Genomic DNA, 22,564 nt, shown 5'->3' with positions numbered 1-22,564 from the left:
AAGGAATATTGCTGGCTTCATGGAAAGGAAAATGTGGCTGCAGGGGCTCGTCCGGGGCCTTGCGGCGGCAGCGGCTTTGCTTTGCATTATGACGGGCTTCAGGCTCGCCTTCTTTTTGGCGTACCGGTCGCCTGAAATCAGTTTCGCGGATGAGCTCTCCGCGCTGGTGCTTGGGGCGCGGGTCGATCTGAAGTGGGTATCGATTCTTCTTTTCCCCGCCTGGCTCTTCTGGCTTCTCGGTCTTAAAGCGGCGGTGTCCGGAAAAATCGCGAAGGTGTTCTTTGTCCTCGGCGTATTTCTTTCCGTGCTTCTCGACGCCGTCAATTTCGGTTTTTACGGTTTCTACCGGACGCCGATTTCATCCATCATCTTTGGGTTCCTGCAGGACGATACGGCGGCGATCACGAAGACCATTCTCTCTGACTGGCCCGTGATGTCGTATCTCGCCGTGATCGCAATCGCGACCGGGATTCCGCTTTTCATTCCGTCACTCTTTCACGCGCGTGTCCCGGAGTTCCGGCGTCCTAAAACCGCGCTTACGCTGATCGCCGTGATTTTCACGGTGCTTCTGGGGATCGCCATGCGCGGGAGCCTTGGAAAATTCCCCCTCCGGCTCCAGGATTTCTCCATTTCCCCGATCCCGTTTGTGAACGCCACCGTGCCGAACGGCACCGAAGCGCTTTATGTGGCGACGAAGGATCAGAAGGCGCTTGAACTGAAGGGGGGACCTGCGGCCGGGCTTCGGGAACTGGGGTTCGCGGATCCGGAGGCGGCTGAACGCGCGCTGAAGGAGCTTGAACCGCAGAATCCCGCTCCTGTAACCCGAGACGCCAGGCAGCCGAACGTGATCTTTGCTCTCATGGAATCGATGGGGCGGGACGAATTTGACTCCTACGATCCGAAGACCAACGACACCCTGGGGGCGCTCGCCGGCGCCATGAAGTCGGGCTACGTCTTCCATCAGGGGATTCCGGTCGGGAATGGCACCTTCGTGTCGCTTGAGGGGCTCCTTTACGATTCCCCGCTTTCTCCGATTTCGCAGAGCCGCTATGGGCATGAGCAGTTCCCGTTCTCTAACGTCCTCGCGTTCCGGAGGGCGGGTTACCGGACGATTTTCCTCACGTCCTGCACCGAAAACTGGCGGGAACTGAACCGTTCGCTCCCGCTCCACGGGTTTGATGAAGTGATTGGCGCGTCGAAAATCAAGGGGCGGTTCCCGGAAGCCGAAATGGGGGTCTGGGGTGTGGGTGACAAGTGGACCTTCCGCTACGCGAAGGAGCTGCTTGAAAAAGCGTCGAAGGACGGGAAACCCGTGTTTCTCATGATTCTCTCCGCAACGAACCACCCGCCGCATCACCTTCCCGATCACGAGACCGGCGCGGCAGTGGATCCCGCGAAACTCCCGCCGTTCCTGATCCAGAAGCCGCATGATGAGATGGTCTCGATGCTGCAGACGTACTCCTATGCCGCAAACGCGCTCGGGAATTTCGTGGAGGGGGTAAGAAGCGAACCCTGGGGAAAGAACACGCTGATTGCCGCGACCGGTGACCACAATGCCCGCTTCAGCTACCAGCCGAACGGCTGGTATCACCACGCGAACGGCGTTCCGATTCTCTTCTGGCTCCCTGACGGGTTTAAGCCCGCGGCGGTGCCGCCTTCGAAGCAGTGGGTGAGCCATCGGGATATTTTCCCGACGCTGCGGGGGATCGCGCTCGGCGAAAAACCGGCCCTTTATCAGGGACGCGATATTTTTGAGCCGGGTATTCCGGATGCCGCGGATACCTTTACCGGGATCGGAAAGTACGGCTACGCGATCGGAAACGCCGGAGCGGCGGGCGTGGATGGCAGCGGAAAGCTTCTCTGCTTCCGCTGGCAGGGGGATCGGCTGATCACTTCGTCCTGCACGCCTGAACTCCGGAAGCTCGGGACCATCGCGGCAGTCCGCCGCGCGCTTTCCGACTACACGGTCCGAAGCGCGCTGCTCCACGAAAAGGCGGAGAAACGATTGGAATAAAGTGAAAGCCGGTTTTCAGAACGTTTCTCAGGCACTCCGCTCCGGCTAAGATAGCGGAATGCCCGGAAGAAACCGAAGACTCAGAAGGGCGGAAATTTTCCGCCCTTCAATTTTTTCGGCAGCGAAAAAAGATAAAAAGACGACATACTGAAGGATGCAGGAGAGAAAAACCATGCTGCTGATGACAAGACGCGATGCCCTGAAGGCAGGCGCCGCGGGACTCGGGGTCCTCGCGGCCCGCGGGGCTGCCGCGGAACCGACCCGTGTGGTGACGGATCACCTGGGGAGACGCGTAACGCTGCCCCTCCGGATAGACCGGGCCGTGGTGGCGGATATTTATCCGTTCGCTTCTGTCGCCGCGATTTTCCTTGGCGGCTGCGGAAAGCTCGCCGGCATGTCTCCGGTTTCCATGAGTGCCGCGAGGCACGGGATCCTTTCCCGGATCTATCCCGATATCCTGAAGGTCAGAACCGACTTTATGACCGGGGATACGGTGAATGTCGAAGCGCTTCTCAGGCTCCGGCCTCAGGTCGTGTTCGCGAACGCCTCAAACCCGAAGACACTGGCTGAACTTGAGGCCGCGCATATTCCGGTGATCGCGGTCAGCGCGACAAAGTGGAATTACAGCGTTATCAAGACGTTTGATGAGTGGGTGATGCTCTTGAGCCAGGTGTTCCCGGAGGATGGCGGCGCGAAAGCGAAAGCGGTGCATGGCTACTCGGCCTCAGTGGTGAGCCGGATCCGGAGCCGTGTCAGCCGGATCCCGCAGCCGAAGCGCCCGAAGACACTTTTCCTCTTCCAGTATGGAAAGGACCGGATTGTCACCTCGGGCTCTCACTTCTTCGGACAGTACTGGTGCGACGCGGTCGGCGCGAGAAACGTTGCCTCTTCAATCCGGGCGCAGAACCAGAACGCGGTGATCACGATGGAGCAGGTCTACGCCTGGGATCCGGATCTCATCTTCATCACGAATTTCACGCCGGCTGAGCCTCAGGATCTGTATCGGAACGCTTATCACGACTGGAAGCCCGTGAAGGCCGTCCGGGAGAAGCAGGTTTTCAAGATGCCGCTTGGCACCTACCGGACCTTTACGCCGTCCGCGGACACGCCGGTGACGCTCCTCTGGCTCGCGAAATGCGCTTATCCGACGCTCTTCTCCGACATCAATATCGAGCGCGAGGCGGAAAACTATTATTCAAAGCTCTTCGGGATCCACCTGTCGGAAGCTGAAATCCGTTCGATCTTCGACCCCGGACGCGGTGCCGGAACAGCGCTGAAGCTCGCGAGGTAAGCGGTATGGGAACGGGATCGCGGGCACTGCCCGGGCTTGGTGCCCGGTGGGGCGTCGGGCTCTTGGCGCTGCTGATCGCGGCGGTGATGGTGTCGCTTGCGGCCGGCGCTTACCCGGTACCGCTCCGCGATATTCCGGAAGTGCTTCTCCACGCGGTGTTCCCCGGTGTCTTTCAGGCCGCGCCGGACCCAACCGCGGAAACCGTGGTGATCGGGCTCCGGCTTCCTCGCACGGTGCTCGCGGCGATCGCGGGGGCAGGGCTTGCGGTGTCCGGGGCCGCTTTTCAGACGCTGTTCCGGAATCCGCTCGCGACCCCGGATACGCTCGGTGTCGCGACAGGGGCGTCCTGCGGCGCGGCGCTCGCGATACTCCTCGGGTGGTCGGGACTCGGGATTCAGACGCTCTCGTTCCTCTTCGGGATCGCGGCGGTGGCACTTGTGACCTCGGTGTCCCGGGTTCCGGGATCCAATCGGATTCTCATGCTGATCCTCTCAGGCATCGTGGTGAGCGCGCTTTTCTCAGCGCTCGTAGCGCTGATCAAATTCGCGGCGGATCCGGAGTCTGTTCTTCCCTCGATCACGTTCTGGCTGATGGGGAGTCTCGCGTCTGCCACATGGTCCGGAATCCTCATGGCGCTCCCCTTTGTGACGCTCGGGACCGTGCTTCTTTATCTCTACCTCTGGAAACTCGCGGCGCTCTCGCTTCCCGAGGATGAAGCCCGGTCACTCGGGATTTCGGTGAGGCGTCTGAGATTCACTGCGATTCTCGCTTCCGCCCTGATCACATCCTCCATCGTCGCGCTCTGCGGCCTCGTCGGCTGGGTCGGACTCCTGATTCCGCACGCCGCGCGGATGCTGTTCGGCGGTTCCGTGAGGCGTCTGATCCCGGGGTCGGTTCTGCTTGGCGCGCTGTTTCTTATTGCGGTCGACGCCGGAGCCCGGATGGTGTTTGACGCTGAAATCCCGGTCTCTGTCCTCACGTCCCTCATCGGGGCGCCTGCCTTTATTTACCTGCTCCGAAAGACGGGCGGCGTGAAGGCTTGAAGGAGGCTCGCGATGGAACTTCAGGTTAAGAACGGGCTTTTCCGTTATGGGCACCGGGATCCGGTGCTGAAAGGCGTCGGCTTCCGGTTTGGTGACGGCACTGGATCTGGCCGGATCCTCGCGGTTCTGGGGCCGAATGGCGCGGGGAAAACGACGCTGATCCGGCTTCTTCTAGGGCATCTCCGCTGGACCGAAGGGGAGACGCTTTTCGGCGGCCGGAAGGCAGCGAGCCTTTCCCCGGCAGAACTCGCGCGTCTGATCGGCTACGTGCCGCAGGCCAAAGTACCGCCTTTCGCGGTCACCGTGCTTGAAATGACAGAGCTCGGCCGGATCGCCTTTCACGGCGAATTCGGGGAACCGGATGAAACGGATGAAGCGGCGGCGCTTGAAGCGCTTGATACCGTCGGAATCCGGCATCTCGCGGGGCGGCTCTGCAGTGAAATCTCAGGCGGCGAATATCAGCTCGCGCTTTTTGCCCGGGCGCTCGCTGCCGGCCCGGGGCTTCTCCTTCTCGACGAACCCGAGGCGGGGCTGGATTTCAGAAACCAGCGGCGGATTCTGTCGACCCTGAAATCCCTTCGCGGAAAGGGAGTGAGTTCAGTCTTTATCACGCACTATCCGGATCACGCGCTGGAACTCGCGGATGACGCACTGCTCCTCGGGAAGGGGAAAGCGCCGGTCTTTGGAAGGGCCTCAGACGTGCTGACTGAAGAAAGCCTGTCAGAAGCCTTTGGAATCCAGGTCCGGATCCGGGATGTGCAGATTCCGGAAGGCATCCGGAAAACGGTTATCGCGGCGGAATAAGGAAAGGCCGCGGGAACAGCGTTCCGCGGCCTTGCGGTCATGAAAGACAGCCCCAACCGCTATTCAGCGGGCGGAAGCGGCGACTGACGGACTTCTGGCGCGGCGGTCGCTGCCGCTTTTGGAACCAGATATCCGATCTCCCGCTTCAGCTGCTGAAGACCGATATCCGCGAGTTCGCGAAGTCTTGCCGCTTCACTCCCGAGCGTGATCGCTTCACCAAGCCCCGCGATCAGTTTCCGATAGGCTTCTTTCAGAGCCTCTTCGTGGTACGTTTCGGGTTTCTTTCCGTCGATATTCAGTTCATGCGGACCGCCGTCCTCACGGAGCTCGATTTCAGTCTGCATGACTTCCCTCCACGTGGGAAGGAGTACGAAGATGATCGACTGGATCTTCCCGGCGAGCGCCCGGTCATTCTCCTGGATCAGGCGGATCTGAGGCGCCATCCGTTCCGTTTCATCCCGTATGCCGCTGAGTCCCCGGAGGACCGTTTCAAAGCGGCTGAAGTCAAGCGGAGTTCCTGCCTTGCGGGCGGTGTTGAGCGCTTCGGCGCCGGTCTCCAGCAGCTCAGCGAGTGACGCGCCGATCGCTTTGTTTTTTGCGGCGAGGGTTTCAAGCGTCGCGCTGTCTTTGATCAGCCCGAACTGCGCGGCGTCGAGTTTTCCGCTGATCACGCCGATCGACTTCATGAGCGTTTCAGCTTCAGGAGAAGCGATGCCCGAGGCTTCAAAGAGCTTTCCGACCACGGGCAGCGTGGCAAGGATCCCCCGGTCATCCTTCTTTCCGGATGTGAGCAATTCGGCGCCTGATAGGAGGGAGGTGAGGTCAGACTTGATGCCTTCCGCGTCCTTTACCCGGATCCGTTTCAGGATGGTATCCGCAAAGGTTTCCGCCTCATCAAGCGTTTTCCGGCCGAAGTCCTCAGCCGGAAGAGAAACCGTGCCGGCAGCCGCGGGTTCCTGCTGGATAGTGGCATTTTCGCTTTCCATAATCACGCCTCCTCAATGGTTCAGGGGATCCGATCCTGAAAAGAGGAGAGGGGATGATGAAAATTACAACTTAGGAGGGAGCGGGGTGTTTCTTACAGCCCTTCAAACCGGGCGAGACCGATCGCTACCTCCTTCAGGCCACCCCTCTTTATGGGACAGTCCCTTACAGATATTGTGGCTCAAAGCGGGTGAAAACGCTAAAGTTCTGAAGGAATTTCCTGAATATGTATCAGTAATACATAAAAAATTAATAGAAATCAGATATCTAAACCCTAAAGTCTAATCCCTTCAGCGTACGGCTTATGAACTCTTTTTTTCTATAGGAATTACGAATAGAATTTTTGTAGTTCCGAAAGGGACTGGGTGGATCAGCGTGTGCAAAGGATCCGCTCAAACGCACTGTGTCTTTGGAGAGGGAAACATGTGCATTGGAATGCCCGCAAGGGTTGTGAGCGTCAACGCGGCTTCAGCGATCGTTGAAGCTCTTGGAATGAAGAAGACGGTAACAACGCGGCTGCTGGGAGAACTTCAGCCGGGTGATTTCGTTACAGTCCATGCCGATATTGCGTATGGCCGGATTTCAAGAGAAGAATACGATACGGCAAAAGTCCTCTGGAAGAAGCTCGCGAAGTGCTCCTAGAGAGAAAAAGGAGAAACCCGGAAAATGAGTTTCTCCTTTTTTAGCTTTCAGTAACCTCATTGATTGATTTGAGCAGCCCCGCCCGGTGTCAGCGCCTGGCGGGTTTTCTTTTGCCTCAGGTGCAGGAGCAAGGGCGTCCTCCGGAATTTTTTCGGGCAAACGAAAAGAGGCGCTTCTTTCGAAACGCCTCTTTCAGTGCTTATGTCAGAGCGGGAGCTCTGAACTGCTGCGGACAGTCAGCAGATTACTTGCAGCACTTGCCTTCGCCGAAGTAGCGTTCAAGCAGACCCTTGAAGGCCTTGCCGTGACGGGCTTCGTCGCGGGCCATTTCATGAACGGTGTCATGAATGGCGTCGAGGTTCGCCTGCTTCGCGCGCTTCGCGAGATCGGTCTTGCCTTCGGTAGCGCCGTATTCAGCTTCAACGCGCATTTCGAGGTTCTTCTTGGTGGAGTCGGTCAGAACTTCGCCAAGCAGTTCGGCAAAGCGGGAAGCGTGATTGGCTTCTTCCATAGCGGCCTTTTCATAGTACAGGCCGATTTCCGGATAACCTTCACGGAAAGCAACGCGGGACATCGCGAGATACATACCGACTTCGGAGCATTCGCCGTTGAAGTTGGCACGGAGGTCGTTCTTGATGTCTTCGGGAACATCCTTGGCAACGCCAAGAACGTGCTCGGAAGCCCAGGTCTGGCCCTCAACAACAGGAACAAACTTGGATTTCGGTGCGCCGCAGGTCGGGCAGGTCCAGGTGTCGGGCAGGTCAGCGAACTTCACGCCTTCGCGTTCTTCATCATAGATGTGTCCGCAAACTGTGCAACGATATTTCATATTTTTCTTCCTTTTATAAACGTTCTCCTGAGGACTTCAGTATACCAATCGTTCGTTCAGTAAGTAAGGCTTTTTTCACTCGGTATGCCAATATGTACCTTTGATGACAAACCACACATACTATCTATAGTGTTATGTAAAATGCCCCGAAATGCCCGCAGATCCGGTAAATGCTGGACTTGCCGGAAATTATTATGTGGCTCAAAAATCAACATATGGGGTGCATATTGTGGGTGGGTCTGCAATACCTTGTTACATATAGATTTAGTTGTTTTTTGTTATCAACAGAAGTCTTAAACGAGGCTGAATAAAAACATAATTTTGTGCATCAAAAATAGTTTTCAGGCATAAAATTCCGCCTGTCTTCAGTCCGGGACGGCCCGGAAACTTTTTCTTGAGGAGAAGCCGTGGCAGAAATCGTCATTCTCATCAATATCGCGGGCGCTGTGGCGCTCCTCATGTGGGGCACGTACGTGATCCGCACCGGCATGATGCGGACCTTCGGCGCGAAGCTCCGGTCGTTTCTCGGGCGGTGGCTCACGAACCGGTTTTCGGGGTTCGGGGCCGGGTTCGTCCTTTCCTCACTCCTTCAGAGTTCCACCGCCGCGACCCTTCTCGTCTCGGGGCTTCAGAAGAAGGGCCTCGTCTCTACCGCTATCGCGCTCGCCGCGGTGATCGGCGCGAACTTTGGTTCGGCCGTCATGGTGCGCGTCCTGTCACTCAATATCGACGCGGTGTCGCCCCTTCTCATCGCGGTCGGTGTTTACCTCTTCATGAAGAAGTCGGATACCGCACTCGGTCAGTTCGGGCGGGTCCTGATGGGGCTCGGTGTGGTGATGCTCGCGCTCACGCTGATCGGCCACATCACGACCCCGATCAAAGACAGTGCTGCCATGATGGCGCTCTTTCACTCGATTGAAGGAAATGCCTTCTTCTGCACGGTGCTCGGTATCGGGCTCGCCTTTCTCTGCTTCTCGTCGCTCGCGGTTGTGATTATTGACGCGGGGCTCGTCGCGGCAGGGGTGCTCGCGGTGTCCTCTGGCCTCTGGATTGTGCTCGGCGCGAACCTCGGCACCGCATTCCTCGCCTCCGTGACCACGATGGGGAGTGACGCGATGACGCGCCGCGCGCCAATGGGGAACACCATTTTCCGGGTGCTCTGCTTCGTGATCGGCGCGGCGGCGCTGATCCTCATTCCGGAGGTGAGCCGCGCGTTTGAATCGATGGCGTCCGATCAGGTGATTTGGTTCCATGTGGTCTTCAACGCGGTTTCCGGTGTCCTGGGCCTCATCATCCTGAACCCGGTCGCGGCGCTCGTTGATCGGCTGCTGCCGGCCGCTCCGATGGTGAGCACAGGGACTGAGTCACTGACGGAAGACTCGCTCTCCGACCCCGAGACCGCGTTCCATCTCGCTGAAGGGGAGATTGAGAAAACCTGCTGGTTCGTGAGTGAATTCTGGCGGAAGGCCGGGGACCTCATCACAAAGAACCCCGCTGTGGGCGCCGTGATGCTCCTGCGGCAGGATTACCCGATGATCCGTCAGCGCTGTCACGCGGTGAACAGCTATCTCTCCCGAATCGTGCAGACGAGTCTCACGCCGTCTGAAATTGCCCGCTGGGAAGAGCTTCACGCGAAGAATGCGGACCTTCAGAGTATCGGTCACGAAATCGATAAGGTAATCGCCGGGCTGGGCGAACATAAAGTGAAGAAGGAACGGTTTTTTGATGAACAGGGCGAGAAGGAGCTTCTCGAAGCGCACGCGAGAATCGCGGACGACCTGAAGACCGCACTCGATTACCTGTCGGCTGATGACCCGGTGAAGCGCGAGGCGGCGCATAAGAAGCTGCTCGCGACCCGGAAGACGCTGAACGATAACGAACTCGCTCTTGTTCAGTCCCACATGGACCGGGTGTCCCGCGGGGACTTCAAGGCGATCGAGACGAGCGCCCTTCATATTGCGCTGATTAACCGCTTCCGGAGACTTCGCACGAAGATCAACGAGCTCGCGGAGCTGTCGTTCTGAGTCTCTCCCGGGGAAAACAAAAAACGCAGAAGGCCTGAAAAACCTTCTGCGTTTTTGATGGGCGGTAACCGCCGTGTCAGATCTTATGCGGGAAGAAGACCGCCTTCACGGATCGCGGCGTGGGGGTTCCGAAGTAGCTTCCGATCACCGAGAAAAGGAGCCCAGCCGCTGTTCCGATCACGATGTTATGGAAGTGATAGAAGTGAAAGCCGGTCGCCATCGCGAGGGTATAGAGGCCAAGGCCGCCGAACACGCCCGCCATCGCACCGCAGGCGTTCATCCGAGGCCAAAAGAACCCGAGCACCACGGGCCATAGGAACGCGCTTTCGAGTCCTCCGAACGCGAAGAGGTTCACCCAGACCACGATGCTTTGCGGGTACATGGCAAGAAGAATCGACACCGCGCCAAGGAGCAGCGTGATCGTGACGCTGATTTTCTTACTCGCGTCATGCGAAATATCGGCGGGGTTCTTTCCGAAGCTCTTCTCATAGAGATCGCGGACCACGGTGGAAGAGGCCGCGATGAGAAGAGAGCTCACGGTGCTCATGGTGGCGGCAAGCGGCCCGATGATCGTGATGCCGGCGAGCAGCGGATGCATGTGATTCACGATGAGAAGCGGAATCACGGCGTCTGTCCCTGAAGCCGGTTTCTCAAGAATCACGCCGCGCGCGAGAACGCCGAGAAGCGTCATCCCGATCATCAGCGCGCCGCAGATCACGGTCGCCACCACCATCGCGCGGCTGAGGTCCCGGGTGCTTTTATAGCTGAGGCACCGGACGAGAGACTGCGGGAGCCCCACCGTGCAGAAGCCGACGAGGAGCCAGGAGGAGAAGAGAAGCGACCACGGAAGGAGCCCGCCCGCGTCAGGGAGCAGATGACGGCTGACGCCATTTGCGGTCAGGTCCGCGGCTGAAAGCGTCTGCATGATGGACGAGAGTCCGCCGCCGTCCTCGAGAATGGTGTAGCCAAGCGTCACCATCCCTGTCAGCATCAGAACCGCGCAGACCGCGTCGGTCCAGACCACGGCGCGGAACCCGGATGACGTATAGATCACCGTGACCGCGGCGAAGAGTACGAGCCCGAGCTTATAGTCGAGCCCTGTGATCGCGGCGAAAATCTGCGCTCCGCCCATAAACTGCCCCACCACCATCGCGGTGAAGAAAATGAGAAGCACGGCGGAAAAGATGATGGAGAGCGTGTTTGAACCGTAACGCTCACGGAGGATATCGATGATCGTGAGGGAATCCGTGCGGCGCGCGAGCACCGCGAGTTTCTTCCCGACGACGCCGAGAAGCAGGAACCCGGTGATGATCTGCGGCGCGGCAAACGCGACCCAGCCGAAACCGAGATTCCAGGCAACGCCCGGACCCGAGACGAAAGAACTCACGGAGCCGTAGGTCGCGACAAGCGTCATCGCGAGAACGACGCCCCCGAGGCTGCGGTTCGCGATGAAGTAATCGCGCTCAAAGTCTTCTGACTTCCGGAGCGACCGGTTCGCGATAAACCCCACGGCGAGGAGCAGCGCGAGGAATGCCATCACGGGCACGAGTGTCATCACGGGGTTCGTCATGCGGCGTCTCCCTTTGTCGTTTCGGATTCTTCGGGCGCGTCCTGATCGAGATCGAAATCCCGGAAGTATCGCTTCACGAGGAAAATCACGGCGACCACGGAAAGCACGTAGCCCCCGAGGCATGAGACCGAGAACCAGAGCGGCATCTCGAATAAGGTTTCCGGTGAATCCTTCAGGAGAAGAAGCGCGGCCCAGAAGGCAGCCATGATGACCACCGCGCAGATGGCGGTCGCTGCCGCCTCGCGGTCCATCTGGATAAATTTTTCTTTGTAAGTGAGTTTCCGCATGATTCCAAAATAAAACCTGGAAAACACCGGAGCGTCCGCGTCGGGCGTCTCCGCAGATAGGTAGAGGATGAGGCCGATGACCGGCGGGACCTCATAAGTTTTTCGAGTATAGCGGCCGGGTTTTGAAAATATGGCTGGAAAGTCGTTTCCGGTTTAGCGCGAAGAGGGGAGGGAAGAGGCGAGGTCTGGTGACACCGCGGGGCCTTCGATCATGAGTGACACGATCCTCACGAAGTCCCGCCCGGCGAGACGCTCCGGGGTCCAGACGCAGAAGGCTTCCCGATCCGGGTGCCGCGTAAGGTCACTGAAAAATTCCGCCATCCGGTCCCGAGCCTGGATGAAACTGAGCGCGGTCCGGGCGGAGATCTTCAGATCGGTCGCAATGACAAAGATACCGAAGCGCTTCGCGTCATCCGCGATCCGGGCGTCAAGCACCCGGAGAGAGGGGGAAGGCCCGCGCCCGGGAATCAATTTGAGATAGCGGCTATGAAGGGAATTGCGAGCGTCAAAAGGCATAAGCCCCGATGTGATAGCGTCCGCCGCATCGTGAACCGCGGCGGAAAGGGCGGAGGCGAAGTTGTTCTGCCGGTTTTTTGACCGAAGGATAAAGAGCCGGGCAGGGCGTTTTCCCGGGAGAAAGGGGAGATCTGCTGAGGTTTCCGCGGACTTCAGGTCCGGATTTCCGGGTAGCACATCGCTCTTCCAGTCGAGTTCCGGGAGACGGGAATTAATGACAGTCAGGATTGCCGGGTTCCCTGCTGAGAGTTTCAGCAGAAAGTGCGGGGTGCGGTTCAGTATTTCAGGCCGGGGATTTTCTCCCGCGAGGAGAAGATCCGGGGACTGATCAGGAGTAAGAAAGAAAGCGCTTTTTCTTGAAAACGCCGCAGGAAACCCTGAAGCGGTACTGACGAGAAGCTGAAGCGGAGGCATCAGCCGGACATCCATGAGTCCCGGCAGCCGATCGGTATTGGGAACGGAGAGCGGGAAGGGAGGACGGGGGGCGAATTCCATCCCGATCCTCGTCCCTTGGTCAGGCGATAACCGCCGGAGGAATTCAGACTGGGCGTCAGGATTCAGCCCCACTTCGCGGTAAAGCGCGGCGATCTGGGGGGCTTCTCCCCTGTCCGACGGTTCAAGCCGGGTTTTAAGAAAGTCCCGGGCCTCGTCGAATACGGCCCGGCCGGTTTCGTCCCCGAACGTGCTTCGGAGCGCGAGCCTGATTTTCCCCGCCCGGGCAGCATCGGCAGCCGCAGGTCGCATTCCTCTCCCCACGCCGTTTGTCGCAATACGGTCGCCGGACGCCGTGATCTTATAGAGAAGCGAGGTCCTCAGCGTCTCCGTGTAGCCTTTCTCCGGGTTGTAGCGGGTCTCCCGCTCATAGACATAGCGAGTGCCGTCTTTCCGTTTCCTTTCAAAGCGCGAAAGCCGGGGGTCGGTAGGACGAGAGGTCATGATTTGCGGTCATATGAAAAATACGAGTGTCTTTTATTTTATAAGAACACTCGTTTCAGGAAGCGGAAAAAGCACAGAATTGGTGATTAAATGATTTTTAATCAATAATTTGAGAATTTGTGCCAGGCTCAGTGCGGATTGCAGCGATGAGTCGCTCAGGTTTTTCGGCCCCGCTAAGCTTTTTCTTTCCGCATCTTTTTTCCAGGAAGGACGTTCAATTGAAGTTGAAGAAATTTGCCCTCGCGATGGGGCTTTCACTCGCCGTCAGCGCGGCTCCCGCTTTTGCTTCCGCCGGTTTTCAGTTTCCGAAAACCGGTATTGCGGAATCCGCTTCGCTGAACGGGAAGACGGTTTCCTGGCAGACTTACGCAAAGATCCCGTACGTGAAACGCCCGAGCTGCGGCTCCTGTCAGCGCCTTACGGTGTATGTGCCGGAAGCGTATCTGAAGGGCGGCACAGTGAACGGTTATACGAAAGAAACCGCGCCGATTTTCCTCCCGAACTCGGTCGGCGGGTACATGCCAGGCGACATCGCGGATCCCAAGAAACCGAATTTTGATGGCGGCGAAAGCGCGCTTCTTGCGGCGCTTGCCCGCGGATACGTTGTTGTGTCCCCCGCGATCCGCGGCCGCACAACAAAGAATGCTGCTGGCCGCTATGTCGGAAAGGCCCCGGCGCTGATCGTGGATTACAAGGCTGCGGTCCGTTATCTCCGCGCTGTGAAAAATGAACTCCCCGCCGGAAACACCGATCGGATTATTTCTGACGGCACGAGCGCGGGCGGCGCGCTATCCGTTCTCCTGGGGTCGACCGGAAATGATCCACGGTATCTGCCGTACCTGAAGAAAATCGGGGCCGCGAAAGCCCGCGATGATATTTTTGCTGCGATCGTCTTCTGCCCGATCACGCTCCTCAGCCATGCGGATGAAGCCTACGAATGGGTCTTCAAGGACGAGACGGTGTATCACCAGGGGAAGATTCCGGGCGGCATGATGCAGCCCCCGAAGGCTGTCGGAAACGGCGCCGCGCCGGCGGCCCGTCCCGATAACGCGCCGACAGAAGCCGCTGCCGGGCTTCCGCTCAGCGGGAAGCAGATCGCGGCGTCCAAGGTGCTCGCACGGGCGTTCCCCGCGACGCTTAACCGTTTCGGACTTAAGGACGCGGATGGAAAATCTTTGACACTGAAGGCGGATGGCACCGGGAGCTTCGCGGACTATATCCGGTCGCTCTATATCGCGAGCGCTGAGGGCGCGCTGAAGTCGGGAGCCGATATCAGCCGGTTCAAGTGCCTCACCGTGAAGGATGGACACGTCACCGCGATCGATATGAAGGCCTACGCGAAGGAAGTGAACCGGCTGAAACCCGTGCCGGCTTTTGACTGGTTTGATGCCGGGTCGGGTGAAAACGATGAATTCGGGACTGTGAAAAACACCCCCCGTCATTTCACCGCGTTTTCTTCCGCGCGTGATCCGAAGCATCACGCAATGGCGCCCGCAAAGGAAATCGCGCTTCTCGATCCCTTCACCTCGATTTCAAGGAAAGATGTGACTGTCGCGCCTCACTTCCGGATCCGGCACGGCTTTGAGGATCGCGACACCGTGCTCGCGGTGCCGGCTTCTGTCGCACTGAAGCTTGCGGAAAAAGGGTCGGATGTTGATTTTGCCGTGAAGTGGGGGAAGGGCCACGCGGGTGATTATGACCTTGACTCGATGTTTGACTGGGCTGACGGTGTCGTGAAAAAGGCTGCGAAGTAATCGCTGTCTGAGAACAAAAGAAAAGAGGCGGTTTTTTTGCGAAACCGCCTCTTTTTGACTGGAAAAGGGGTTAATTTTTGGCCGTTCAGGGTAAAAAAGGCCGGAAAGCTGATTTTTCGGCTTTCCGGCAGTCAAGAGAGAGACTAAGCAAAGCGCTCCGGAACTGTTTCTGGTGCAGTTCCGGAGGTACTGCGAATTACTTCAGAAGGAGCTCATTCAGGCTCTTAATGAAAGAGCTCGGATCCTTCAGCGTGCCCTGGTCAGCGAGCTGCGCCTCAGCGAAGATGAAGTTTGCCCACTGCGTGAACTTCGCTTCGTCGGTTTCAGTGGCCATGCGGCCGATCAGCGGGTGATCGGGGTTGATTTCAAGCGTGTAGTTCTCTTCCGGCACGGCCTGACCCGCGGCTTCGAGCATGCGGCGCATCTGCTGCGTCAGCATCTGATCCTGGGCTCCGACCACGCAGGCCGGGGAGTCAACGAGACGGGCCGTCACCTTCACATCCTGAACCTTGCCGCCGAGCGCCTTCTTCAGACGTTCAACGAGTCCCTTATGCTGCTTCTCGGACTCTTCCTTCTGCTTCTCTTCTTCCTTGTCCTCGAGTTCCCCAAGGTCGAGATCCTTCGCGGTGGCGGAGATGAAGGTCTTGCCGTCGAACGCTTCGACGTTCCCCATGAGCCACTCGTCCACACGGTCCCAGAGAAGGAGCACTTCGATCCCCTTCTTCTTCAGCGTCTCGAGGTAAGGCGAGTTCGCGGCGGCTTCGTAGCTGCCGGCCGTGATGTAGTAGATGTGCTTCTGCTTCTCGGGCATCCGGGCGACATAGTCGGTGAGCGACACGTCTTCGGCGTTCGTACCGGACTTCGTCGACGCGAAGCGGAGGAGCTTCAGGATTTCTTCCTGGTTCGTGCGGTCCTCAACCGGGCCTTCCTTCAGCACGCGGCCGAACTGGCTCCAGAATTCAGCGTACTTCGTCTTATCCTCGGCGAGCTTCCCGATCATCGTGAGGGCGCGCTTCGTGAGCGCGCGGCGGAGTTTCCGGGTCACCGCGCTGTCCTGAAGAATTTCGCGTGACACGTTAAGCGGAAGGTCAGCCGTGTCGACGAGTCCCTTCACGAAGCGGAGGTAGTTCGGGAGGAACTCTTCGGCGTTATCCATGATGAAAACACGCTGCACGTAGAGCTTCAGCCCGTTCTTCTGCTCGCGGTTATAGAGATCCCACGGAGCGGTCTTCGGAATATAGAGAAGGCTCGTGTACTCGAGGTCGCCTTCAACGCGGTTATGCGCCCAGGTGAGCGGATCGTCGTAGTCGTGAGTCAGATGCTTATAGAACTCTTTGTACTGCTCGTCCTTCACGTCCTTCGGGGGCAGCGTCCAGAGCGCCTTCGCGTCATTCACCTGAACCCACTTCCAGGTGGGTTCCTTCTTTTCGTCCGCGGGCGTCTCTTTTTCCCAGAGCCAGACCGGGGTCGAAATGTGGTCGGAGTACTTCGTGATGATGCCGCGGAGCGTCCATTCGTTCAGGAATCCCTTTTCGGAATCCTTGAGTGTCAGGATCACATCGGTGCCGCGGGTGTCCTTTGTCGTGAGTTCGGACTCGTAGGTGCCGTTCCCGTCAGAGGTCCAGCGGACGGCTTCGTTCGCGGCCGCTTTCGCGGATCGGGACACCACGGTCACGCGGTCCGCGACGATAAAGGCGCTGTAGAAACCGACGCCGAACTGGCCGATCAGCTGGGAGGCCTTTGCCTGATCCTGCGAGAGATTGCGGAAGAACTCTTCAGTGCCCGACTTCGCGATCGTGCCGAGATGCTCGTTCGCTTCATCCAGCGTCATGCCGATACCGTTATCGGAAATCGTCAGGGTGCCGGCTGCTTCGTCCGCCTTCACGCGGATATGGAAAAGCGGATCGTCCTTCGTGAGGAGCGGATCCTGAATCGAAAGGAAGCGAAGCTTATCAACCGCGTCAGAGGCGTTTGAAATCAGCTCGCGGAGAAAGATCTCCTTATTGGAATAAAGGGAATTCGCGAGCAGCTTGAGTAGCTTCGTTACTTCGGTCTGGAAGCCGTGAACCTGTGCAGCCATTTTCTATTGCATCTCCTGACTAGCGGACGGCACACGCCGTCCCCAAGTAAAACTTCAATACGTAATTAAATGGGGGCAGGGGATAAAAATTTCAAGGGGCTGATAAAAAATCCCGTCCTGCCGGTGAGGGAGGACGGGATCAAGAGGTAAATATTCCGATTCAGAAATCAGAACCGATGCGCGGTGCCGCCTTTGAAGCCAGAGGGTTTTGCTGACGCGCAGGGCCTGATCGTGAGGCAGGGCTTCGTTTCCGCGGGATCCGGGAGCGGCGCGATCGCCGCGTTATTCCCGTGCTTCTTCCGAAGTTCCTCAATATCCCCGAATTCGAGCGCCCGCTCAGGGCACGCCTCGACGCAGACCGGCATGCCGCCCTTTGATGTCCTTGCGACACAGCCGTCACACTTCCGCATCTTCATGGCCGCCTTGTCGAGCACGGGGGAGCCGTACGGGCATGCTTTCGCGCACATGCCGCAGCCGATGCATTTTTCCGTATCGATCACGACGAGGCCGTCCTCGGTCCGCTTGTGGTGAGCTCCCGTCGGGCACGCTTTCACGCATACCGGGTTCTCGCACTCGTTGCAGCCGATCGACGTGTAGTACGCGAAAACATTCTGAGTGCAGGTTCCGTTGGTGTTCACTTTCCACGTGCCGCCCTCAAACTCAATCACGCGGCGCAGCACGATATCCGGCGCGTAGTTATGCAGGTCACTGCAGGCGACGGAGCAAGTCCGGCAGCCGGTGCAGCGGGTCTGATCAAAATAAAATCCTTTCTGTCCCATGTTTCTGCTCCTGATATTCCGGCCTCAGGCCTTTCTCACTTCAACGAGGATGTTGTGCTGCGCGTTGCCTTTCGCGTACGCGCTCGGACGGTGTCCGGCGAGCGTATTGATGCAGCCGCCGACGTCAATCCGCATCCCGTTCACCATCGTGGGCTTATACCAGGCGCCCTGCGGGATCGTGATCACGCCCGGCATGATGCGGGGCGTTACCCGGGCGGGCAGCATCACGCCGCCGCGGCGGTTGAAGACCACCACCTTTTCACCATCCTTGATGCCGCGCGCCTCCGCGTCGATCGGATTCATCACCACCATATCGGGGTGGAGGTAGCGGAGTTTCGGGAGGTTATGGAACGTGGAGTGAATCCTGCCGTGCCCGTGGAAGCCGAAGCACTGCAGCGGGAAAGCCTTTCCTTCGGGGTCACCCGGCATATCCCAGGTCCGGTAGAAGATCGGGATCGGGGAAATGACATCCCCTTCGGGGATCTCCCAGTCCGCGGTTTCACGCGCGAGCTGTTCGGAATAGATCTCGATCTTGCCGCTCGGAGTCTTCAGCGGGTGCTTCATCGGGTCCTTCCGGAACGCTTCAAGCGCGATCGGGTCCTTGCGGTAGCCCCAGACCTTCGCCATACCGTCCTTCCAGAAGGTCGCGAAGTCAGGGAGCTGCGGGACCTTCTTCCGCGTTTCCTCGTAGCACCACTTCACCCAGCCCATCTGAGAGCGGCCTTCGGTGAATTTCTCCTCGAGCCCGAGCTTCGCGGCGAGAAGCCTGCAGATCTCAAAGGACGACTTCTGGTCATACATCGGCTTCACGGCTTCCTGGATCGCGAGCATGCAGGCCACGTCGCCGTGCGAGCCGCCCTGGCACGCCGCGTCGTTCGTTTCGGGGCCGAGCGTATCGGGGAGCAGGATATCCGCGTAGCGGGCGGACGGCGTCATCATGTTGTCGCAGACGAGGATAAATTCGCACTTCGACGTGTCGCGGAGCACCTTATCCGTCCAGTTGCAGTCGCCGTGCTGATTGATCATCGTGTTGCCGCCCGAATTCACGATCATCTTGATTCCGGTGCGGAGTTTCTCTGCGCCGTGAAGCGCTGAGTTGCGGCGTGTCATTTCAGGTCCGCGGAGAATCGCGTCCGTCCACATGTAGACCGGGATCGTGGCCTTTACCGGGTTCTTTCCAATCGGGAGATAGACCGCGGGGAAGGAGGTGTTTCCTTCGTGAGCGCCGGTGTTCGTGCCGGGGAGACCGACCTGGCCGAGCAGAATCGGCACCATGGCGATCGCGCGGCAGGTGGCTTCGCCGTTAGCCTGACGCTGCGGACCCCAGCCCTGGGAAACAAAGAGGGGCTTTGTCATCGCCATTTCGCGCGCGAGGCTCCGGATCACATCCACCGGAATGCCGGTGATGGGGGCCGCCCATTCCGGGGTCTTTGCCGTACCGTCGGGACCCGCGCCGAGGATATAGGACTTGTAGTCCGACTTCGCGGGGGCGGATTTCGGAAGCGTCTTCTCATCGAACCCCACGCAGTAGCGGTCAAGGAACGCCTGATCGATCCAGCCATTCGTAATGAATTCGTAGGCGAGAGCCGAGATGAGGGCAGCGTCTGTCCCCGGGCGGATCGGGATCCACTGATCGGCGCGTGCCGTGCAGGTATCCGTGAACGCCGGGTCGATCACGATGATTTTCTTCGGGCGGTGACGCGTAAGCGCGGCGTCAATCTGGAAGCCCTTGCCGCCGCCGGACGGCCGCGTGACAGACGGATTGTTGCCGAAAAGCACGTAGAGCTCGGCGTTCGCGATTTCACTCGGGAGGGAACTCGGGCGGCCGCCGTAGGTCTTCGGGAAGGCCGCGGCCCCTTGAGCGTTTGAGTAGGAGCCGTAGTACTGCAGGTACCCGCCCATCAGGTTCATCAGGCGCTGCCAGGCGCGGCGCGAGCTGACGAGCGACTGCTGCCCCGAGCAGTACTGCCAATAGATCGAATCGTTCCCATACTGGTTTTTGATCCGGGTCCATTCCTTCGCGATCGTGTCGAGCGCCTCGTCCCACGAGATGCGCTCAAACTTACCTTCGCCGCGTTCCCCCACACGCTTCATCGGGAAGCGGAGTCGGTCAGGCGAATAAATCCGTTCGCGCATGGAGCGGCCGCGCTGGCAGGCCCGGAGCTGACGGGGACCGAGCGTATCGGGCTGCGTGTTATCCGTTTCAATCCGGATCACCTGTCCGTTATGCGAAAAGACACGGAGCGCGCAGCGCTGTCCGCAGTTGATCACGCACGCGCACCAGGTGCACGCGTCCTTGCTGTTCACCGCTTCGGCAACCGCGCGGGCAACAGGCATCATCGGGAGTCCGGCAGCCATAAAAGCCTTTAAGAGGGACCTCCGGGATACGGGGTGAAAAATCATCTTGCTTCTCCTATTTGCTTCTGGTCTCAGAGAAGCCGTACAGACGCCTGAAGCGGAACACCCGGGGAATCGCTCCCCCGTCTCTCGGTTCATTCAGGCAAAGGCTTCTCAGAGACCGCCGGGATTCAGGAGTAATTATTTTTATATGTAATACAAAAAAGACGTTTTTCTTCCGATCTTTGCCGGAGTTGACAGGTGACGTCTAAGCCAAAAGAGGTATCTGAATCCACCGAAGAGTTTACCCGTGAAAATGGGCTTTGACAATGGTATACCGGGTAAAAAAAGCGAAATTCCGGTAAATAGCTGATAATCCGAAATATCTAGTTGAGACTGATTTCTGTTTATATACAGAAATTCACAACCGGGAAGAAAAAACCGGCCCGGGGAGGTATCCCGGGCCGGTTTGTCAGGCCTTAACAGGAGATCTGAAGCCTAGTCATCATCCTGGAACGCCACTTCGCGTTTCTTCCGGATGGAAGGCGCGAGAACGAGGATGAGAAGGATCGCCGCGGCAATGAGGAGACCGCAGGAGATAGGGCGCGTGACGAAGACCGAGGGGTCGCCGCGCGAGAGCAGCAGCGCGCGTCTCAGATTCTCTTCCATCATCGGCCCGAGAATGAAGCCGAGAATGAAAGGCGCTGCCTCGCATCCAAGCTTGATAAAGAGGTAGCCGAGAAGCCCGAAGACAATCGACACCCAGATATCGAAGACGTTGTTATTGATCGAATACGTGCCGATCACGCAGAACGCGATGATCGCGGGGAAGAGCCAGCGGTACGGCACCTTGAGGAGCTTCACCCAGATATTGATCATCGGAAGATTCAGGATGATCAGCATCAGGTTGCCGATCCACATGGAGACAATGAGCCCCCAGAAGAGGCCCGGGTCTGAGCTCATCACAAGCGGCCCCGGCTGGATATCGTGAATCATCATGGCGCCGATCATGAGCGCCATCACGGCGTTGCTCGGAATACCAAGCGTCAGCATCGGGATGAAGGAGGTCTGGGCACCGGCGTTATTCGCGGTTTCCGGTCCCGCGACGCCGCGGATATTGCCTTCGCCGAACGCGGGGTCCGCGTTCTTTCCGGCGATCTTCTTTTCAACCGTGTAGGAGGCAAAGGAAGAGAGCAGGGCGCCGCCGCCCGGCAGCACGCCGAGGATCGAACCGATCGCGGTGCCGCGGACAATCGGGCCGAAGCAGTTCTTGATATCGGCCCAGGAGGGGAGAACCTTGCCGACGGAACCCGTATTGAAGTTCCGGGTCTGGCGCGCTTCGAGGTTATTCATGATCTCGGCGTACCCGAAGATACCCATTGAGATCGCGACGAAGTTAAGCCCGTCCTGGAGATCCTCAAGACCAAACGTAAAGCGGAGCGCCCCAGAATTGATGTCGGTGCCGATGAGGCCGACGAGAAGCCCGAGGAGCGTCATGCAGAACGCCTTGATGAGCGAACCATTCGCGAGAACGATCGCGCCGACGAGGCCGAGCACCATGAGGCTGAAGTACTCGGCCGGCTGGAACTTGAACGCGACCTGAATCAGCGGCGGCGCGAAGGCGGCGATCACGAGGGTCGCGACGCAGCCCGCGAAGAAGGAGCCGAGCGCCGCGATACCGAGCGCCGCGCCGGCGCGCCCCTTTGTCGCCATCTTGTGGCCATCGAGACACGTGATCACGGCTGACGCGTCACCCGGAATATTCACGAGAATCGCGGTGGTGGAGCCGCCGTACTGAGCGCCGTAGTAAATACCGGCAAGCATGATGAGGGCAGCGGAGGGATCAAGCGTATAGGTGATCGGGAGCAGCATCGCGATCGTCGCGACCGGGCCGATGCCCGGCAGCACGCCGATCAGCGTACCGACCGTCACGCCGATAAAGCAGTAGATGAGGTTCGTGAGAGACAGCGCGTTCTCAAACCCCAGAAGCAGATTCGAAACGAGATCCATCGCTTATTCCCCCACCATAAACTCAGGAAACACCGGGATCGTCATGCCGAGGAGGTAAACGAAGATCACCCAGCAGAGCCCGCAGAGCACCACGATAAGCGCGATCACTTCCTTCGCCCGGAATTCACCGCTTGCGAGCGAGCAGACGGCGATCATCACCGCCATGGCGGCGACAAAGCCCGCAAACGGAAGCAGCACGCAGAAAAGCGCGATCGCCGCGAGAATGAGGATCATGAGGCCGAAGTGGAAGCGCCCGACACGGCCGCCATCCTGGGCGCCGCCCGTGGAGAAAAGTCCCTTCACGGAACAGAAGAGGCCGAGCGCCGTGAGACAGCCGGCGAGGAGCGTCGGGAAATAGGCGGGGCCCATACGGGCCGCGGACCCAAGCTCGTTCTCCTGGGCCGTGATGATGAAGAAGAGACCGCAGGCGGCGAAGAGTATGCCCGCCCAGAAATCTCTCTCGTTTTTGATGCGCAAAATAAAACTCGCTTTTTAAGAGAAAGCCAATCAGTCAGTGACTGCCGAAAGGATCAGAAGGTCCCGCACTTGAAGGCAAGAACGGGCAGAGCCGGAAACCAGCTCTGCCCAGATCCATTTCCGGCAGATTGAAGCGAAAAAGAAACCGTCCGGAGAAGAGCGGGGTGACGGGAATCACCCCGGCTTT

At 58.7% G+C, this 22,564-nt stretch carries 17 protein-coding genes; 7 read left to right on the top strand and 10 right to left on the bottom strand.

Going from position 1 to position 22,564, the window contains the following annotated elements:
- Positions 1-19: 19 nt before the first annotated feature.
- The 4 genes from M4NBBH2_RS08180 (at position 20) to M4NBBH2_RS08165 (ending at position 5,152) form a co-directional block, all read left to right on the top strand.
- The gene (locus M4NBBH2_RS08180; RefSeq protein WP_116270464.1) at positions 20-2,014 is read left to right on the top strand and encodes an LTA synthase family protein; all 1,995 of its coding nucleotides are present in this window, start codon (positions 20-22) and stop codon (positions 2,012-2,014) included.
- A 172-nt stretch (positions 2,015-2,186) separates the two neighbouring features.
- A complete protein-coding gene (locus tag M4NBBH2_RS08175) occupies positions 2,187-3,305 on the top strand; it encodes an ABC transporter substrate-binding protein (RefSeq protein ID WP_200832716.1) in 1,119 nt (372 codons plus the stop codon).
- 5 nt (positions 3,306-3,310) lie between these two features.
- On the top strand, positions 3,311-4,348 hold the full coding sequence (locus tag M4NBBH2_RS08170; RefSeq protein ID WP_116270463.1) for a FecCD family ABC transporter permease: 1,038 nt from the start codon (positions 3,311-3,313) through the stop codon (positions 4,346-4,348).
- 12 nt (positions 4,349-4,360) lie between these two features.
- Positions 4,361-5,152 (top strand): ABC transporter ATP-binding protein, encoded by a 792-nt coding sequence (locus M4NBBH2_RS08165; protein ID WP_116270462.1) that lies wholly within the window; start codon positions 4,361-4,363, stop codon positions 5,150-5,152.
- Positions 5,153-5,211: 59 nt separating this feature from the next.
- On the opposite strand, the gene M4NBBH2_RS08160 is transcribed toward M4NBBH2_RS08165, so the two are convergent.
- On the bottom strand, positions 5,212-6,138 hold the full coding sequence (locus M4NBBH2_RS08160) for a toxic anion resistance protein (RefSeq protein ID WP_116270461.1): 927 nt from the start codon (positions 6,136-6,138) through the stop codon (positions 5,212-5,214).
- Positions 6,139-6,571: 433 nt separating this feature from the next.
- Here M4NBBH2_RS08160 and M4NBBH2_RS08155 point away from each other — a divergent pair, with 433 nt between their 5' ends.
- Positions 6,572-6,778: a HypC/HybG/HupF family hydrogenase formation chaperone gene (locus tag M4NBBH2_RS08155; protein WP_160117860.1), complete on the top strand. Its 207-nt coding sequence runs from the start codon at positions 6,572-6,574 to the stop codon at positions 6,776-6,778.
- Positions 6,779-7,022: 244 nt separating this feature from the next.
- Here M4NBBH2_RS08155 and M4NBBH2_RS08150 read toward each other — a convergent pair whose 3' ends face one another.
- On the bottom strand, positions 7,023-7,607 hold the full coding sequence (locus M4NBBH2_RS08150; protein ID WP_116270459.1) for a ferritin family protein: 585 nt from the start codon (positions 7,605-7,607) through the stop codon (positions 7,023-7,025).
- Between the two features lie 407 nt (positions 7,608-8,014).
- Between M4NBBH2_RS08150 and M4NBBH2_RS08145 the strand changes: the two genes are divergently transcribed.
- Complete coding sequence (locus M4NBBH2_RS08145) at positions 8,015-9,631, top strand: Na/Pi cotransporter family protein (RefSeq protein ID WP_116270458.1); 1,617 nt, start codon at positions 8,015-8,017, stop codon at positions 9,629-9,631.
- Between the two features lie 76 nt (positions 9,632-9,707).
- Here the strand turns inward: M4NBBH2_RS08145 and panF are convergent, their stop codons facing one another.
- From panF to M4NBBH2_RS08130, 3 genes are all read right to left on the bottom strand, one after another.
- Positions 9,708-11,201, bottom strand: a complete 1,494-nt coding sequence (panF, locus tag M4NBBH2_RS08140; protein WP_116270457.1) for a sodium/pantothenate symporter — start codon at positions 11,199-11,201, stop codon at positions 9,708-9,710.
- Positions 11,198-11,488: a YhdT family protein gene (locus M4NBBH2_RS08135; RefSeq protein WP_116270456.1), complete on the bottom strand. Its 291-nt coding sequence runs from the start codon at positions 11,486-11,488 to the stop codon at positions 11,198-11,200. The genes panF and M4NBBH2_RS08135 overlap by 4 nt, the downstream gene beginning before the upstream one ends.
- Before the next feature lie 153 nt (positions 11,489-11,641).
- Positions 11,642-12,940 carry a hypothetical protein gene (locus M4NBBH2_RS08130; protein ID WP_116270455.1) on the bottom strand — a complete coding sequence of 433 codons (1,299 nt, stop codon included), beginning with the start codon at positions 12,938-12,940 and terminating at the stop codon, positions 11,642-11,644.
- 218 nt (positions 12,941-13,158) lie between these two features.
- Between M4NBBH2_RS08130 and M4NBBH2_RS08125 the strand changes: the two genes are divergently transcribed.
- A complete protein-coding gene (locus M4NBBH2_RS08125) occupies positions 13,159-14,694 on the top strand; it encodes a subtype B tannase (RefSeq protein WP_200832717.1) in 1,536 nt (511 codons plus the stop codon).
- 196 nt (positions 14,695-14,890) lie between these two features.
- Here the strand turns inward: M4NBBH2_RS08125 and htpG are convergent, their stop codons facing one another.
- The 5 genes from htpG to M4NBBH2_RS08100 all read right to left on the bottom strand — a co-directional run bounded on the left by htpG (position 14,891) and on the right by M4NBBH2_RS08100 (position 22,377).
- Positions 14,891-16,774: a molecular chaperone HtpG gene (gene htpG / locus M4NBBH2_RS08120; protein ID WP_116270454.1), complete on the bottom strand. Its 1,884-nt coding sequence runs from the start codon at positions 16,772-16,774 to the stop codon at positions 14,891-14,893.
- A gap of 167 nt (positions 16,775-16,941) precedes the next feature.
- Positions 16,942-17,553, bottom strand: coding sequence for a DMSO/selenate family reductase complex B subunit (locus M4NBBH2_RS08115; protein WP_116270453.1), 612 nt, complete (start codon positions 17,551-17,553; stop codon positions 16,942-16,944).
- 24 nt (positions 17,554-17,577) lie between these two features.
- Positions 17,578-19,911: a DMSO/selenate family reductase complex A subunit gene (locus tag M4NBBH2_RS08110; protein ID WP_174703619.1), complete on the bottom strand. Its 2,334-nt coding sequence runs from the start codon at positions 19,909-19,911 to the stop codon at positions 17,578-17,580.
- A 477-nt stretch (positions 19,912-20,388) separates the two neighbouring features.
- Entirely contained in the window at positions 20,389-21,900 is a 1,512-nt protein-coding gene (locus M4NBBH2_RS08105) for a tripartite tricarboxylate transporter permease (protein ID WP_116270451.1), read from the bottom strand.
- Between the two features lie 3 nt (positions 21,901-21,903).
- Complete coding sequence (locus tag M4NBBH2_RS08100; RefSeq protein ID WP_170135121.1) at positions 21,904-22,377, bottom strand: tripartite tricarboxylate transporter TctB family protein; 474 nt, start codon at positions 22,375-22,377, stop codon at positions 21,904-21,906.
- Positions 22,378-22,564: the final 187 nt, after the last annotated feature.

It is taken from the genome of Mesosutterella multiformis, assembly GCF_003402575.1.
GTDB lineage: Bacteria > Pseudomonadota > Gammaproteobacteria > Burkholderiales > Burkholderiaceae_F > Mesosutterella > Mesosutterella multiformis.
This window is presented reverse-complemented; position numbering and strand designations above follow the sequence as displayed.

Coding starts and splice junctions, on each gene's coding strand:
- M4NBBH2_RS08170 (WP_116270463.1), top strand. CDS start 3,311: ATGGGAACGGGATCGCGGGCACTGCCCGGGCTTGGTGCCCGGTGGGGC.
- panF (WP_116270457.1), bottom strand. CDS start 11,201: ATGACGAACCCCGTGATGACACTCGTGCCCGTGATGGCATTCCTCGCG.
- M4NBBH2_RS08150 (WP_116270459.1), bottom strand. CDS start 7,607: ATGAAATATCGTTGCACAGTTTGCGGACACATCTATGATGAAGAACGC.
- M4NBBH2_RS08105 (WP_116270451.1), bottom strand. CDS start 21,900: ATGGATCTCGTTTCGAATCTGCTTCTGGGGTTTGAGAACGCGCTGTCT.
- M4NBBH2_RS08115 (WP_116270453.1), bottom strand. CDS start 17,553: ATGGGACAGAAAGGATTTTATTTTGATCAGACCCGCTGCACCGGCTGC.
- M4NBBH2_RS08135 (WP_116270456.1), bottom strand. CDS start 11,488: ATGCGGAAACTCACTTACAAAGAAAAATTTATCCAGATGGACCGCGAG.
- M4NBBH2_RS08160 (WP_116270461.1), bottom strand. CDS start 6,138: ATGGAAAGCGAAAATGCCACTATCCAGCAGGAACCCGCGGCTGCCGGC.
- M4NBBH2_RS08155 (WP_160117860.1), top strand. CDS start 6,572: ATGCCCGCAAGGGTTGTGAGCGTCAACGCGGCTTCAGCGATCGTTGAA.
- htpG (WP_116270454.1), bottom strand. CDS start 16,774: ATGGCTGCACAGGTTCACGGCTTCCAGACCGAAGTAACGAAGCTACTC.
- M4NBBH2_RS08130 (WP_116270455.1), bottom strand. CDS start 12,940: ATGACCTCTCGTCCTACCGACCCCCGGCTTTCGCGCTTTGAAAGGAAA.
- M4NBBH2_RS08180 (WP_116270464.1), top strand. CDS start 20: ATGGAAAGGAAAATGTGGCTGCAGGGGCTCGTCCGGGGCCTTGCGGCG.
- M4NBBH2_RS08165 (WP_116270462.1), top strand. CDS start 4,361: ATGGAACTTCAGGTTAAGAACGGGCTTTTCCGTTATGGGCACCGGGAT.
- M4NBBH2_RS08110 (WP_174703619.1), bottom strand. CDS start 19,911: ATGGCTGCCGGACTCCCGATGATGCCTGTTGCCCGCGCGGTTGCCGAA.
- M4NBBH2_RS08175 (WP_200832716.1), top strand. CDS start 2,187: ATGCTGCTGATGACAAGACGCGATGCCCTGAAGGCAGGCGCCGCGGGA.